At 47.9% G+C, this 15,327-nt stretch carries 12 protein-coding genes and 1 pseudogene; 1 reads left to right on the top strand and 12 read right to left on the bottom strand.

Going from position 1 to position 15,327, the window contains the following annotated elements; genetic code table 11:
* The 5 genes and pseudogenes from NP589_RS19800 to NP589_RS19780 form a co-directional block, all read right to left on the bottom strand.
* Positions 1-450: pseudogene (locus NP589_RS19800) on the bottom strand (hypothetical protein); the annotation flags it as partial.
* Positions 451-946: 496 nt separating this feature from the next.
* Complete coding sequence (locus NP589_RS19795) at positions 947-1,675, bottom strand: hypothetical protein (protein ID WP_256608515.1); 729 nt, start codon at positions 1,673-1,675, stop codon at positions 947-949.
* A gap of 318 nt (positions 1,676-1,993) precedes the next feature.
* The gene (glyA, locus tag NP589_RS19790; RefSeq protein WP_256608514.1) at positions 1,994-3,253 is read right to left on the bottom strand and encodes a serine hydroxymethyltransferase; all 1,260 of its coding nucleotides are present in this window, start codon (positions 3,251-3,253) and stop codon (positions 1,994-1,996) included.
* 24 nt (positions 3,254-3,277) lie between these two features.
* Positions 3,278-4,633 carry a glycerate kinase type-2 family protein gene (locus NP589_RS19785; protein ID WP_256608513.1) on the bottom strand — a complete coding sequence of 452 codons (1,356 nt, stop codon included), beginning with the start codon at positions 4,631-4,633 and terminating at the stop codon, positions 3,278-3,280.
* Positions 4,634-4,650: 17 nt separating this feature from the next.
* Positions 4,651-5,508, bottom strand: a complete 858-nt coding sequence (locus NP589_RS19780) for an NADP-dependent methylenetetrahydromethanopterin/methylenetetrahydrofolate dehydrogenase (RefSeq protein ID WP_256608512.1) — start codon at positions 5,506-5,508, stop codon at positions 4,651-4,653.
* 207 nt (positions 5,509-5,715) lie between these two features.
* Here NP589_RS19780 and NP589_RS19775 point away from each other — a divergent pair, with 207 nt between their 5' ends.
* Positions 5,716-6,693 carry a malate dehydrogenase gene (locus NP589_RS19775; RefSeq protein WP_256608511.1) on the top strand — a complete coding sequence of 326 codons (978 nt, stop codon included), beginning with the start codon at positions 5,716-5,718 and terminating at the stop codon, positions 6,691-6,693.
* A gap of 495 nt (positions 6,694-7,188) precedes the next feature.
* Here NP589_RS19775 and NP589_RS19770 read toward each other — a convergent pair whose 3' ends face one another.
* The 7 genes from NP589_RS19770 to NP589_RS19740 form a co-directional block, all read right to left on the bottom strand.
* Positions 7,189-8,073, bottom strand: coding sequence for an FAD:protein FMN transferase (locus NP589_RS19770; RefSeq protein ID WP_256608516.1), 885 nt, complete (start codon positions 8,071-8,073; stop codon positions 7,189-7,191).
* Positions 8,074-8,173: 100 nt separating this feature from the next.
* A complete protein-coding gene (locus NP589_RS19765; protein WP_256608510.1) occupies positions 8,174-9,133 on the bottom strand; it encodes a glycosyltransferase family 2 protein in 960 nt (319 codons plus the stop codon).
* 226 nt (positions 9,134-9,359) lie between these two features.
* Complete coding sequence (locus NP589_RS19760; protein ID WP_256608509.1) at positions 9,360-10,685, bottom strand: glycosyltransferase family 4 protein; 1,326 nt, start codon at positions 10,683-10,685, stop codon at positions 9,360-9,362.
* Complete coding sequence (locus NP589_RS19755) at positions 10,682-12,748, bottom strand: glycosyltransferase family 2 protein (protein WP_256608508.1); 2,067 nt, start codon at positions 12,746-12,748, stop codon at positions 10,682-10,684. Before NP589_RS19755 ends, NP589_RS19760 begins: the two co-directional genes overlap by 4 nt.
* 8 nt (positions 12,749-12,756) lie before the next feature.
* Complete coding sequence (locus NP589_RS19750; RefSeq protein WP_256608507.1) at positions 12,757-13,776, bottom strand: glycosyltransferase family 2 protein; 1,020 nt, start codon at positions 13,774-13,776, stop codon at positions 12,757-12,759.
* Positions 13,777-13,780: 4 nt separating this feature from the next.
* A complete protein-coding gene (locus tag NP589_RS19745) occupies positions 13,781-14,974 on the bottom strand; it encodes a glycoside hydrolase family 99-like domain-containing protein (protein WP_256608506.1) in 1,194 nt (397 codons plus the stop codon).
* Positions 14,975-14,977: 3 nt separating this feature from the next.
* Positions 14,978-15,327 (bottom strand): hypothetical protein (locus NP589_RS19740; RefSeq protein WP_256608505.1); only part of this gene is annotated, 350 nt, incomplete at its 5' end.

Raw genomic sequence — 15,327 nt, 5'->3', positions numbered from 1 at the left:
CAATACACTTAATGGGTTTACGTATGAATCAGTATCCGTATTATCGTTAACGAACAAGATGGCATCGGCTCCCATTCTTGCGCCGGCTAGGCGAGATTCGTTGGAGAAGCAACCGCCTTCGCTTTGATAGCCACAATTTGATATTAAGGATTGTGGAACGATTTCAAAGCTTTTGACAAAGCCTAACGCCTTAAATTTTTCGCCCCAAGACTTTATAGCCTCTTGCTCTTCTTTTGAAATTTCCGTTCGACGGCGGTTGGCTGGCACTACCGCGATTTTTAATGGGATAGTTGCCTGTGGGCGCAAATTCCTAATCTCTTCCACAGTTTTAGCGGTGGAAAACTGAGTTTTTGGAATATCTCCAATCGATTGTTCCAGGTGAGGCCGCATATCGGTTGCTGAACAAGCCGTTAGAAGCGTAGTTAACGTAAAAACCCAGGCTGTTTTCATAAATCCTCCATAAATAAATTTGCTGTTTTGGTTAGCTGATTAAAACCACCTCAGCTTAGCTAATATATAAAATCAATTGCAGCTTTAAATTTGGAGAAATGCTTCATCCCGTATGCCGCGCTGAGCACCGCAGCTTTTGAACGGATTAGCTCGTTAGGGGCGATGCAGGGACGCATCGCGTTGCCGAAGGGGCAGGAAGCCACTTGCGGCGATCCCGTTCATAAGCGAGGAACGCAGGGAACAAGCGGCATTTGGGCCACCCATTCTTTTGGATACTTTTCTTTGGGCTAGCACAAATTCGCCAGGATTGAATTTGAACAGCCGATAGGCTGGCCCGAAGGGCGAAAACCAAGGATGGTTTTCGTAGCGAAAGCTTCTCGGCCGTCGGTCCTAGAACCGACATTAAAAATACCGGTCGCGATAGCGACACAACATCAGACTAAGTTCCGTAGAGTAGGCACGGTTTTATGCCCACCTGAAGATTCAGCGGGCAACATCATCCCAATAACGCCTGGATTGCGTTTTTTGCCAAATCGGCGTAGCGAGATGTTTTAAACCGGCATTCGCCGATAAAGTGTACAAAGCAAGTTCCGGGGATTTTCATTTTGCCGCAGTCAGTATATTTGGGGTGCGGTAAAACTATAGATTTATCCAGATTCGCCACCACCACATTGGACATTACTTGCTCGCTACCCCATTGGTGCCATTTGGCGCCAATTTCTTTTTCAATTTTCTGCGAGAAGTCGACGATAAATTGTTTATCGAAAGATGCCTTCGGAAAGCCTGAAAAACCGGCACAGCCTCTGACGTACCGTAAGTTTTCACAATCAAGGTTTATAAAGCGCGATTCAGCCAGCATCTGCACGTGCGAATCCATAGTCGGCGCGTTATTTTTTTGTACTCTTTCGGAGGAAACCGTCATGCTTTCAATTTCTTGATTATCCCAAGTGCCAATCACGAAGCCGGTATTCGTGGCTATGCACTCGTTCACTTCAGGCATATCCGTTAATGTCAGAGTGTCGCTGTCGAGTTGGATGACAAAATAGTCTTTAACAAAATCAGCAATGGCCAATAGCCTTTCCCAGCAGCCACCCGATGGGCAACCGGCTGCGGAAAATTGCGTACGGTCGTGAATGTCAGCTATCGGCAAGTGACTGCGAAGCACTGTCTGATCGGCCGCTGTCAGGCTACCATCGTTGATGATAAATATTTTGGCTAACGGCACTTTGTTTGCGAAAGTTTTGATAGCCACCAGAAACATAGTCAGATCTTTGTGCTGTAACTGGGTCAATACTGCTACCGGTTGGTCTGTGCCGGCAGTAACCGGGGCCGTATTGAACACCTGTCTACACGTGTAAGAAAACCGGTATCTGTTTAACTTGTCTTTAATTGAATAAAACATGATTACTATGATCTGAAAGGCTAGGTTGTAGACTAAGGTATCGGTTCTTTTAAGCCAACAGCCAAAGAATAGTCAAAATTCCAAAAACGACATCTGGCTGATGGGATGAATAAACGGATACTTTGAGTCTATGTCGGAATGCTAAGCCGCTGCATAAACCGGAAACCGCGCGCACAACAAATGCACTTTTTCCCTAACCGCATCAATCACGCTCTCATCTTCAATGTTATCCATCACATCGCACATCCATTCCGCCACTTGGCGAACTTCGTCTTCCTTGAAGCCGCGCGAGGTGGGGGCAGGGGTGCCGACGCGAATGCCGCTGGTGACGAACGGCGATTGCGGGTCGTTGGGCACGGCATTTTTGTTGACAGTGATGTGCGCGCGGCCCAGGGCTGCATCGGCGGCTTTGCCGGTGATGCCTTTCGGGATTAACGACACCAGCATCAAGTGGTTGTCGGTGCCGCCGGAGACTACGTCAAAGCCGCGTTTGATAAACACTTCGGCCATGGCTTGGGCGTTTTTCACGACTTGTTGCTGATAGGTTTTAAATTCCGGGGTCAAGGCCTCTTTAAAGGCTACGGCTTTGGCGGCGATAACGTGCATCAGCGGGCCGCCCTGGATACCGGGGAAGATGTTGGAGTTGATCTTTTTTTCCAGATCCGGATTGCTCTTGCACAGAATCAAGCCGCCGCGTGGGCCGCGCAGGGATTTGTGGGTGGTGCTGGTGACCACGTCGGCGATAGGTACGGGATTGGGGTACAAACCGGCCGCAACCAAGCCGGCGACATGGGCCATGTCCACCACCAGATAAGCGCCGACTTTATCGGCGATGTCCCGGAAGCGTTGCCAATCCCAAATGCGCGAATAAGCCGAGAAGCCGGCGATGATTAACTTGGGTTTGTGTTCCAGCGCCAGCGCTTCGACTTGCTCATAATCGATTTCGCCGGTGTCCTTGTTCAAACCGTATTGGATGGGGTTATAGATTTTGCCGGAGAAGTTGGGTTTGGCGCCGTGGGTCAAGTGGCCGCCGTCGGCCAGGCTCAAGCCCAGGATGGTGTCGCCGGGTTGAATCAACGACATGAACACCGCCATATTGGCCTGCGAGCCGGAGTGGGGCTGGACGTTCGCATAGTCGGCCCCAAACAATTCCTTGACACGATCGATCGCCAACTGCTCGACGATGTCCACATATTCGCAACCGCCGTAGTAGCGCTTTTCCGGATAACCTTCCGCGTATTTATTGGTCAGCAGCGAGCCTTGCGCTTCCAACACGCGTGGGCTGGCGTAGTTTTCCGAGGCGATCAGTTCGATATGGTCTTCCTGACGTTGCCGTTCTTGTTCCATGGCCCGGAATAATTCGTTATCAAAACCTTCAATGGTCATCGATGTGCTAAACATGTGGTCTCCTCACTAGGGGTCGGGTTATGCGTTGGGATGCAGCAGCAGAATTTGCAAATCGGCGACATTGGTGCCGGTCGTGCCGTAGCGTAGTAAATCGTTGGCGGCTTTGAGGGCCGGATAGGCGTTATTATCGTTCAGCATGGCGTCTGGGTCGAGAGCCGCGTCGCGCATGCGCTGCAAAGTGTCGTTATCCACGATGCCGCCCGCGGCATCGGTAGGGCCGTCGCGCCCGTCGGTCCCGCCGCTTAAAAATGTCCAGGTGCAATTCAGACCGTGTTTTTCCACTGCCAGCGCGAAGGCTAGCGCCATTTCCTGGTTGCGACCGCCTTTGCCGGTGCCTGTCAAGGTCACGGTGGTTTCGCCGCCCGCGATCAGGGCCAAGGGTTGCGTCGTTGCGGCTGCTACGCTAAGCGCATGCAGCGCCAGTTGCTCGGCTACCAAACGCGCTTCGCCGCACAATTGTTTGCTGTAAAGCCGGGTTTGATAACCCAGTTTGAATGCCTGATCCATTGCGGCATCAACGCTGGTGGCATTGCTGCCCACCAAGGTGTGGCTGCTGTGTTGGAAGATCGGGTCACCGCTTTTCGGCGTTTCTATTTGTAAGCCTTGCGCGCCTTCTTGTAAATGCTTTTGGACGCTAAGCGGTATTTGCTGCCAAATGCCGAAGGATTCGAGTACCGCGATGGCATCTACGAAGGTCGTATCATCCGGCACGCTGGGGCCACTGGCGATGGCACTTAAATCGTTATCCAATACGTCGGACAGAATCAGTGCATGCAAATCGGCGGGTGCGGCAAACCGGGCCAGGCCACCGCCTTTAAGTTGCGATAGATGCTTACGGACGCAATTGATTTGATTGATGGTAGCGCCCGAGGCCAGCAATAACCGGGTGGTGAGGATTTTTTCCGCCAGATTGATGCCTGCGGCCGGGTAGGGCAGCAGTGCTGAGCCGCCGCCGGAAATCAGTAACAACACCAGCTCGCCGGGGTTGGCGTTGCTCAAACGGGTGGCAAGGGTTTTTGCCGCGTGCAAGCCGGCCGCGTCCGGCAGCGGATGGCCGGCGCCGAACACTTGGCAATTTTCGACGACATCAATGTTGTCGTAGTTGGTCACGACCATGCCTTTGCCGGCAAGCCAAGCCTCCGGGATACTGGCTTGTGCCGCATCCGCCATGGCGCAGGCCGCCTTACCGAAGGCGATCAGGTGAATGCGCTGCCAATCGCCGCTGCGATAGCCGGTTTGCGGAGAACCAATATGCAAAAGTTCGCTATCGGCTTTAAGAAAGTGCCTGACGGCAAGATGCGGATCTGCGGCAGCGACACCCGCTTGAAAAATGGCGGCTGCATGTTCGCGCGCACTTGGCTGGACGGCGGACATAACGATTCTGCCGCGCCTTAGGCCATGGCTTTAGCGAGTACAAAGATAATTTCCGCGTCGAACACCTGCTTGTTGCTTTCGAACAGCTTGGCGATACAGGCACGGTGTAGTGCCAACTTTAATGCGCCAAAGCCGATGGCGCCCCAGACGATTTTGCCATGGCGCTCTTCACCGCGATCCAGCACATCGGTGCCGCCGATACCGACCGGCGGAGTGGCGTTGGCATCCGCCAGCAATTGCAGGTGCGGATTGTTTTGCCAGTGTTCTGGTTTTAACAGCTGGACGCCGGCAGCACCGGTGGCTAAGACGATGTTTGCGTCTTGAATGGCAGCGGCGCGACTGTCGTAATCGGCGGCTTCTATTGGCGTGAGATCTACGCCAAAACGCTCCTTCATCGCGAAACAGGCCTTCTCCGCGTTAAAAATATGCCGAGAAGTGATGCTGACTTGCGCGCCCTCCAGTGCCATCATCGCTGCTGCGCGTTGTCCGACCGGACCGGTGCCGGCCAACACCACGGCTTTTTTGCCGGCCAGGCTGGCGCTACTGCCCAGTTTGGCAACGGCGGCGGCGGCAGTGGTATTGCTGCCGTTACTGTCCAGCATCACCGAGACTTGGAAGCCGGGAAAAAAATGCTTCTGCACCGCAATAAGTAAACTCTGCCCGGCTTCGATATTGCTGCCGCCGATAAAAATCGCGGTGTTTTTTTTGTCTTTGGGGGCGCGGGTGAAGATCGTGCCGTCTACCAAGCTGCCAACGTTGTCGGGGGTGATGTTGCCGTAACCTATGACATGGTCCGCCCCGCCGTCGTAAGCGACTACGGTGTCGAAAGCCGAAGGGTGGGTGTCGGTGTCGAATTGGAATAACAATTTTTTCATTAAGCTACCTGATATAAAAAATGGTGGCCCGGTGGGAGAAGGTTAGCCGCGGGCATTATACAGAATAATATTTACCTCGCCGCAGAATCCAAACCGGTTTTGGAAAGCTGGAATTAGAGATTGTTTGCTCAAAAACTTTATGTCATATTGGAAAAGCCTGCCTTTGAGTCGGGTGTGGATGAATCCAATTACTAAAGAGGAACGCAGATGAAAACGCCCGTCGATATTGCTGTAACAGGTGCAGCTGGTCAGATTAGTTATTCCTTGTTATTCCATTTGGCGTCCGGCGAGCTGCTGGGGCTAGATCAGCCTATCGTATTGCGTCTGTTGGAAATTCCACCGGCCATGAAGCAGTTACAAGGCGTGGTGATGGAGTTGAATGATTGCGCGTTTCCGCTGATCAACAAAATCATCATTACCGACGATCCGAAAGTGGCATTCGATAACGTCGATTATGCTTTTTTGGTGGGCGCGAAACCGCGCGGCCCGGGGATGTTGCGCAGCGATTTGTTATTGGATAACGCGCAGATTTTTATCACCCAAGGCCGGGCGCTGAATGAAGTAGCCAGCCGCAATGTCAAGGTATTGGTGACTGGCAATCCGGCTAACACCAACGCCCTAATTGCCATTAATAATGCACCGGATTTGGCGCCGGAATGTTTTACGGCGATGACCATGCTGGATCATAAACGTGCGATTAGCCAGGTCGCCGAGAAATGTGGCGTTTTGAGTAGAGACGTGAAAAACGTGGCGATTTGGGGTAACCATTCCTGTACACAATATCCTGATTTACATCATGCCAAAGTCAAGGGTATGGATGTGTTGTCCTTGGTCGAGCAATCGTGGTTTGTCGACGAATTTATTCCAACCGTGCAGTACCGCGGTACGGAAATTATAAAAGTACGTGGCCAGTCCAGCGCGGCGTCTGCGGCGCATGCGGCAATTGAACATATGCGGGTATGGGCGTTCGGCACCGACCCTGGTGACTGGGTGAGTATGGCGGTAGCATCCGACGGCAGCTACGGGATTGAGGAAGGGTTGGTCTATTCTTTCCCGGTTACCGTCGTCGATGGGCAGATCAATATTGTTAAGGGCTTGGACCTTAACGAATTCGGTTTGGCAAGATTGCGTCAAAACGAAGCAGAGTTAAAAGAAGAGCGGCAAGCGATCAAGCATTTGCTCTAATTGCCCGAGTGGCGAAGCTCGGCGGCTATTCAGCACGGCTGGGCGTATCGTACATCCCATCTTGCGGTATAGCTTAACAACTACCGCGCCATTATCTTTTTCTGATGTTTTCCTGCATTTGAGTCGCCGGACCGCATTGCGGCCGGCCGATTAATAAGGCGCCGCCATCCGTGGCAGCTTGTTAACGACTGGTAAAAAGCACTCTAGCCTCTCTTCCAGAAAGGGTTAGAGTAGCTCATTAAAATCTTGAATCGGTCGGGGTCTTTAGTGGATATGCCGGAGATCGCTTGGGCGAGGCGGGCAACAAAATAGTGTTTTATTATTTTGTGTAGATACAGCAATAGATGTGCCAGTTATAAATTCGCATTCGACGGGGCTTGCCGAGGGTATGAGCAATGCTGATATGCCGGTTTTAAGGCTTATGCCGCAGCGGCAGGGGATATGCCGTATTTTTTGGCACATTGAGTTTGCGCTGCATCAGGAATGGATAAAAGCTTAGCGTGTTGTTGAGTCTGAAACGGCTAAAGAGCCTCCGGAATTGCCGTGCACGTCTATCCACAAGTAGGGTAATGCCAACTGCTCCAGCCAGTCCGGGCCTTGTTCTTCCTTGAGCATGGCGATTGTTGACGCGCTGCCGGCCACTACGCAGAATTCGCCGACGACGCTGACGGATGCCAAATGCCGAACTGGCCAACCGGTTTTAGGGTTAAGGATGTGTCCATAGCGCTGGCCGTTGACGATAATGCAGCGTTCGTAGTCGCCGCTGCTGGCGACCGCACCGTTATGCAGTGCCAAAGTAGTTGCCAATGCCTGTTTTTGGCGGGGATGATGGATGCCCACTTGCCAAGGGGTGCCGTCCGGTCGTGGACCTATCAGCCTGATGTCACCGCCAAGATTGATAAAGCCGTGGCGAGCACCGGCATTCCACGCAATCGCCGCAGCTCGGTCTACGGCATATTCTTTGACGATGCCGCCAAAATCCAGCTCCATGCCGGCCAGCGGAAATTCCAATACCGGTGCCTGCCAGCGCAGCTTGTGCCACCCGACTTTTTTCAATAACGCTTTAATTAGTTGGTCATCAGGCAACTGGCCGGATTCGAAACGCCAAGCCTGCCGCAAAATTCCGGAAGTTATGTCGAACAGGCCGTCGCTTTGTTGATAGCAAGTTGCCGCATAGCTCAGTAATCCGGCTGTTTCGTCATCGACTATAATGTCGCCGCCTTTGGCTGCAACCTTATTAATCCTAGATAGTAAACTGTCGCACCTATACCGTGAATATAAGCCTTCCAGGCGTTGAACATCGGCGATTACTAGTTCGGCAATGCGCTTGGCCTGCTTGCGTTCGCTGACAATCAACTGGATTTCGCATTGGGTGCCCATGGCGTGGAATGGGAAGCGAAATAAGGATGTTGGGCTCAAGATGGTTTTATATAGTCAGCTTTGTCGGTTTGAAAATTTAAAATGATTGGGCAAGGCGAGGTTAGCCCCGTATTTTTTTTACTAGAATCAAGTAAAGCGATAGTGGCAGTAAACTGGGTAAAATATATTTTAAATCTTTAAGGCCAAAATACCTCATCCCTAAGGATTTTCTGAATAAAATATGGGCGCTAGGTAAATCGTTTTTCCAATAAAACTCATAAGCTCTTTGCAATATCTGGCCTTTTGTCAAAAGATCAGTTTTAGCTTTACCCAGCGTTTTTGTTATTACGGGAAAGTCCCGCAGCAAGCCATTTTGCACGCCCCAATGATTGAGTATTGCCCTAAGCCTGTTTCCGGAAATCTGTTCGCCTTGTTGTTGATGATGATAATAAGCCAGTACTTCAGGAACACGGACAATTTTGGCGAACATTGCAATCCTAATCCACATATCGAAATCTTCTGCGGTTAGCCAGTTTTCATTAAAACCCTTAACTTGATCGATGGCGGATTTTCGCGTCAAAGCAGCATGAATTGGCCAAGGGCAACTGCGTAATAAAACCGCAAATTTATCATTTTCCTGATAATCGGGCGGAATATAAGGCTGACATTGTTCGGCGCTCAAGCCCAGATTTTGCCAGCCGCAGTAGGCTATTACACAATCAGAGTTTTCTGTAAGTTTTTGATAAAGCTTTGCTAAAAACTCAGGATGCCAGCTATCGTCAGAATCCAGGAACGCTATAAATTCCGCAGTTGCAGCTTTTAATCCACTATTCCGGGCCGGACCGGGGCCTTTATTATGTTGGGAAATAATTTGCAGGTTTTGATATTGTGTGGCTAATTTCTGCAAAATATCGAGAGAGTTGTCCGATGAACCGTCGTCGACCACTATCAATTCAAAACTCTTGAAAGTTTGCTGATATAGATTAGCTATAGTTGTTTCAATGACATGTGCCGAGTTGTAGCAAGGCATGATCACGGAAATAAGCGGTTTTGATTGAGATATATCAGTATCTTGTTGCACGCTATGCTCGCATAAATTAAACAATTAATTGCGTGGAATTTATTTTAAGGACGTTCAGATTAACTCCTTTGACCGGCTCAGTACCCACAAGGGCATAAAGACGAACGATATGTTATTGATTTCGTTCGCAGTGAGTTTGTCATACCACTTTTGATCAAAACTGGTATCAGATGAATTAACTTGTGCAGAGTTTCCTTAAATGAAATGACGGCAATTAGGGGTTTTGTCAGATTCTTAGTTTTAGCTTTTGGCGCAATTCCCAGAGTATCCGTTTTATACGCTGACCTAAGGTCTGTTGTTCAAAATTTAATAAACGCAGATGGGCGTTGTTAATTTGGCCTAATAATCCCGACAGTAAATCGAGCTCTTGATCCGACATTGCAGCCGGACCGTATGCTATTGCTGCGTCGGCAATTTTCAAAAACTGTTTGGCATATTCGCGGCTGGAAAACTTTTCAGCCACCGATATGCGAGCGTTAGTAGTGAGTTTTCGCGCCAATTCCGAATCCTCCAGCAGACGTACTATAGCCATAGCGGCAGAATCTTCATCGCCCGGATCGACCAGAATTCCGTCATGTTCGTGAACGATGCACTCGCGCAGTCCGGAACACGCCATGGCCACAGGAGGCGTATGCAAAGCCATTGCCTCCAACGCGGCAATGCCTTGACCTTCGAAAATTGCCGTGGAGAGGAAAATAGTGCTTTGTGCCGCCAAGGCTGCAATGTCATCTCGCGGTCCGAGTACAAATAATCTGTTACTTAATTGGCCTCGCGCGATTTCGTCTTCCAACAAGCGGATAGCCCCCGGTTCTTGTCTGGGGCCGGCGATAATGAAATAGCAATCGGGCTTAAGCTTGCTGACCTTGGCGGCTATCCTGGCAAAAGCTGCAAAATCTTTTTGAGCTGAGATGCGGCCGACACCGATCACCAGATTGGCATCCGCGGAAAGACCCAATTCGGCGCGAATATCGGTTGAAGACGACTTGGCGGATTGAACCAACTCTTCGGTGTCGATGCCGTTATAGAGGGTTTTTATGCGTTCCGGCGGTAAATGCTTTGATAGCGATTTACTGACGTCTGCGGATACGCCGATGATTTGGCAGCTCAATTGTTTTAAAAGATGGATGTAACCACCAACGCCAACGATAGGTTCATAGCGGCACAAATCTTCCGCAAACGGTGCATGAATATGCCAAATGGCCGGTACTTTTTCGCGTGCGGCAGCAATCCCGGCGTGTAACAAGTGGCCCGTGTTGATGTGAATAATGTCCGGCGATTCTTGGTGGATCAGCGTAATTAAACTGTCCAATTGCGCGAAAGAATCTCCATAAAACTTAAATTGCGCTCGTTCTGTTCGGCTGGCGCAGCAGGAATACGGGATCAGCCAGTAACGAATCGCTTGAGATTGCAAATAGTCGGTAACATCACCGCTTTTTGGTACCACCGCGATTGGTTCGACACCAAGTTTTTTCAAAGCAACCATCAAAGTACAGGTGGTTTTGTCTACCCCGTTTTTCAAATCGCTATTATGGAAAATATGTAATGTCTTCATTTTTTGAGCGGGGTGAACAAGCGAACAGTCACAGTCTGATAAATGCAATAAAGCAAAGATGTCGCTGCGTTTAGATAAGCTTTGTTATGCCAAAAGATGATTAAATAGTTCTTCTTGTTGCGGGTCAGTAAGTATCTAAACAATGGCATCCTGATGACTAGATTGACACGATTAATATAGAAATTTTCCAGAACTGATACATTGCCGGGGTGAACATATAAATTATTGTTTAACCAGGCTGTTGAGAGGGCCTTAGCATAATATTCTATTTGCGGTACAGGCAAGTTTTCATGGAATACAGGAGCGGGAAAATTAGTCATACCATAATCCAGATACCAGTCGCCTATGGATTTCTGAAACAAAGGCAAGGGATTTTCATTTAAACCTATTGCCGGGATAAAATAATCAACACCTGCTTCGATAATATTAAAGTCGTTTTTAATCGCCAAATATCTGCCTAGGTATCTACTGGCCGCTATACCCAATTCCGGTATATTACCTTTGAAGTCGCGTAGTAGAGCGCGTTGATGAATAAAGTTACTAAGGTGTACACGATCTTTTCCCAGCAGAGTGCTTCGTGTCCAAACCGGATGAAATGAATTATCCAAGGCCGGCAGGCCATTTTCATCCAATGCGTCGGCAAAATAGCGGGTATCCGGCATAAATGAGATACGGGTTTTATGCTGAATTTGGCTCTCCAGGATTTCCAGTATTACATCGGTATTGAATCTAAAGTTATCTTCCAAGTACGCAAAGTACTGACCGCTAGCCTTATGAAATGCTGTATTCCAAGCAAGCCCATCTTCTTCGTCGAAAATACAAGCATGCGTTGAAAGTAACTGAGAAAAGGGCTTCAGGCTAAGATCGGGCTTGATCGAAACAACAATAATTTCTATCGAAAACGCGGCTTGAGCTTTTAAAGCGAACGCTTGTTGTAGACGTTGGCTAAAATCTTCGCTAGCGCCGCTATAAGTGACAAAAAGACTTACTCCAATCTGATTGTCGGGATTGATGGTAAGCACATCGTTAGGCAGGGCTGGATCTACCGTCCCAATGCCTCGATACCCATCGATCAATGCTGCTAGCCAAGGCTTATTGTCGGTGATCAGCTGTTCCCGCAAGGTTTCGCAATATTGATCCGGTTTTTTCAACCACAAGACCAGAGCCTTATTGAAATGATCTGCCGGCGTATCGTCAGGCAGGTCTAGCCAAGTGCGGTACAACAAAGACGGTTCCCGCTCGGGCAGTAGTTGTCTGATTCTCTCGTCTTGCCATGTGCCGGTGGGAAAAGAGTGAACAATCGATTTTGCTATGGCCTCAGCCCGCTGAGGATCTTTCAATAGCAGTTGTTTAAACCCTGTATCACGAACATCGGCAACCGAGGCTGCTTGGGCGCGCGCCTTGTGGTGCGTGGTGCTGGCCGGGTTTAAACGCCAGATAAACAAAATCTCCGGCAGATTGGCAAACTTGCATCCAGCCAGTTGCATGCGCATAAATACGTCGTAGTCGGGAACCAGACAACTACGATCAAGAGAATATCCGCCCACTTTTTCCAATGCGCGCCGTCGAATCATCGTGGTTGGATGATGCAGCGAAAAAAACGCATACATTAATACCGATACCGTAGCCGGGTTGATCGGATGTGTGTCTATGCCTATATCCCCCCCGTCTGCATGCAGCATACGCCATTGACTGCCGACCGCGTCTACATCCGGGTGCAGATCCAAAAACTGTTTTTGCAACACCAGTCGTTCGGGGAGGGAAATATCGTCCGAGTCCATAATGGCGATATATTCGCCTCGGCTTTCGTTAATTCCTCTTTGTGTGGCTGCGCCTATGCCCGCATTAACTTGAGTAACGAGTTTGATGCGCGGGTCTTGTTTTGCGAGACTTTTTAATATCTCCGGACTACCGTCTGTGCTGCCATCGTCGACAATCACCAGTTCAAAATCGCTAAAGGACTGCGATGAGATGCTGTGAATGGCTTCAGATAAATACCGTTCGGTATTATAGACAGCCATAATGACGCTGATAGCGGGGAGAGGGGGGCTATTAGCCGACATAGATTAAATCAATGTGTAGAGAGCAGTTTAATCTTTAACTCTGGCGGACATTCACCAAATTTTTTAGTAAAGTAGTGATAAATGCCATGAAACTGAGCAATATAAAAAGGATCTTTAAAGCGGTCTAATACCTGTTTTATCCAGTTAGTTAATGCCCAATAGCGCTGTTTTAGAGTTAATTGTGCTTTCCAAGACAGAAATGAAAGAGAAGGCAAACAGGCCTTAATTGTTTTTAGGATAACATCCCGGTGTTCACCAGCGGGTAAATGCCGTTTCGACCACAAAAGTAGGTTACGGGTCATATAATATTTCCATAACGGCGATTCGCCACCAAACGACGCAGAAACCTTATGCCAAATTTTAGCGTCTGGTACCGAATAATTAATCAACCCGGCTTTCTTGGCGCGTTGGCACCAGTCGTTTTCTTCGAAATTTAAAAAGAATAACGGCTCCATCAAACCTATTTTTGAAATGACATCCTTATGTACAAACAGGGCGCATCCCACGGCATAATCCACTTCATAGGGTTTGTCGCTGGGTAATTCATGTTCGTATTTACCGAGACCAATATGATTGAGATCAAGAATAGTTGAGTCCCAAAAACCGCCTGCAGCCCAGATTACCTTGGGATTATCGTAATAGTAGCTCGCCGCACCCAGAATGCCTGGGTTAGCCAAGGAGTTATATGCGTCGTGAAATGCTTGTAAGAAGTTGGGATCGACGATAATGTCGTTGTTTAACAATACAACAGCGTCGGTGCCTTGATCCAGAGCGTAACGAATGGCACGATTATTCCCTTCTGCAAAACCTAAGTTGACGCCATTTTCTAATATAAAGACATCGGGATATTCGGCGCGTATAGTCTTCACAGAATCATCACTGGAACCATTGTCAGCGACGATAATATTAAAATTAGGATGCCTAAGGTGCTGTAGCGAAGATAAACACTCCAAAGTGTCTTTTTTGCCGTTCCAATTTAATATGATAACCGTTAATTTATCAAACGATATTGATAGGTCATTTTTCATCGACTTATTTTTTTAGACGCCAGCCTATGTTTCTATTATATAGATATCTTAGGTAATGAAATATATTCAATGGATTTGGATAAATACGCAAGGTATTTCGCTCTTTATGCGGATCATTTAAGGCGTTAAATGTTGCTTCGAGATATGCATGACCCCATTTTTGATCTGGTTCGAGATGATTGCCTTCTGCCCATTCGTTCCAAGCATTAATAAAGACTAATTTCGGTGTTTTAGAGTCAAATGAAGAAGCTCTTTGAATTGAACTTGCAAGCCATTGCTCGTATTTGTCAGGCGTTGAGTTAATAAAAATTGCAGCATTTTTTTTCTTCCTGGCACTATTATCCCAGCATGGAGTGACTCCCGGAAACCTTACATAATCAGGTTTTTTTTTTCGCATCATGCTGGTGGCTAAAGTATCATAATCTACCACTTGGTTATCACTAAAAACCTTAGGGAATAATCCGATGTTGGATATTTTTTTAAGTAATTCAGTCCTAAATAGCCTTGGTCCAAGGTTGGCCCAGTCTGGAGCAAATTCTATTGCTGCATCGAAGCCAATAGTTTCAGGGTTAATGTTGTTTACAAAGCTTTCTACTCTGACAAGATAAAGATCGCCGATACCATTTTTAATAGCTTCTTCTCGCCAAATTTCAGCAGTTTTTTTGGGGTCTGGTAACAATTCTGTCCGATAAACCAGAAACAAAGGTTTTCCGTCAATTCTTATATAACGTGGGTCACGAAAAGCACTAAAAAGTGAATGAATATGCTCTATATCATCCTCATGGCTATACTTTTGTTCTAAAAGCACATCTTTTGAGCCGCCACTCCAGGTCCTAGTCCAGTTCTCGTTAGCCCAGCAAAGACAAAATGGAAAATCAGGCTTTCCTGTGCTTAATATTTCATTAACAGGATGCTCGAGTATCCGTCGCTTGTTAAACCAATAGTGATAATAACAAAAACCGGAAATTCCATACTTTCTGGCAAGTTCGGCTTGTTGTTGGCGTACTTCGGGCAGACGCAAATCATAAAAGCCAAGGTCGGCAGGAAGATGAGGCTGGTAATGGCCCGGAAATAGGGGTCTTGCCTTTGTGACGTTCGTCCATTCAGTGAATCCTTTACCCCACCATTCATCGTTTTCGGGTATTGGGTGAAATTGGGGCAAGAAGAATGCAATTGCTTTTACTGGGCTATCATTCATGAATTAGGCACGACGTATTAATTTTTGAAATAAACTTGTAAAAGGGCCAAATCTATTTTTTTCAAGCCAATCAATTTTAGATTTGAGTAACATGTTTTGCTTGTTTAGTTCTGATAATTTCGAGACTAATTGGTCTACGTTGTCTAGTTTATCTAGTTTCGTATACAGAGATTCTTCGGTATTTGAAGCAGGTATTGCTTTTATTATAAATTGATATGTATTGGACTCTGGGTTAAGTTCATTAATCCAGTCAAAAAAAGATTCATCTTTTGCAGAAGAGCAGTGCACATTAAATTCAGTTTCTTCTGGGGTTCTAATGACGCGATCCCATAAAATAATATGGTATCCGGCAT

Source organism: Methylomonas rosea, from assembly GCF_024505055.1.
GTDB lineage: Bacteria > Pseudomonadota > Gammaproteobacteria > Methylococcales > Methylomonadaceae > Methylomonas > Methylomonas rosea.
The sequence above is the reverse complement of the archived record's forward strand: the minus strand, read 5'-3'. Positions and strand labels throughout refer to the sequence as shown.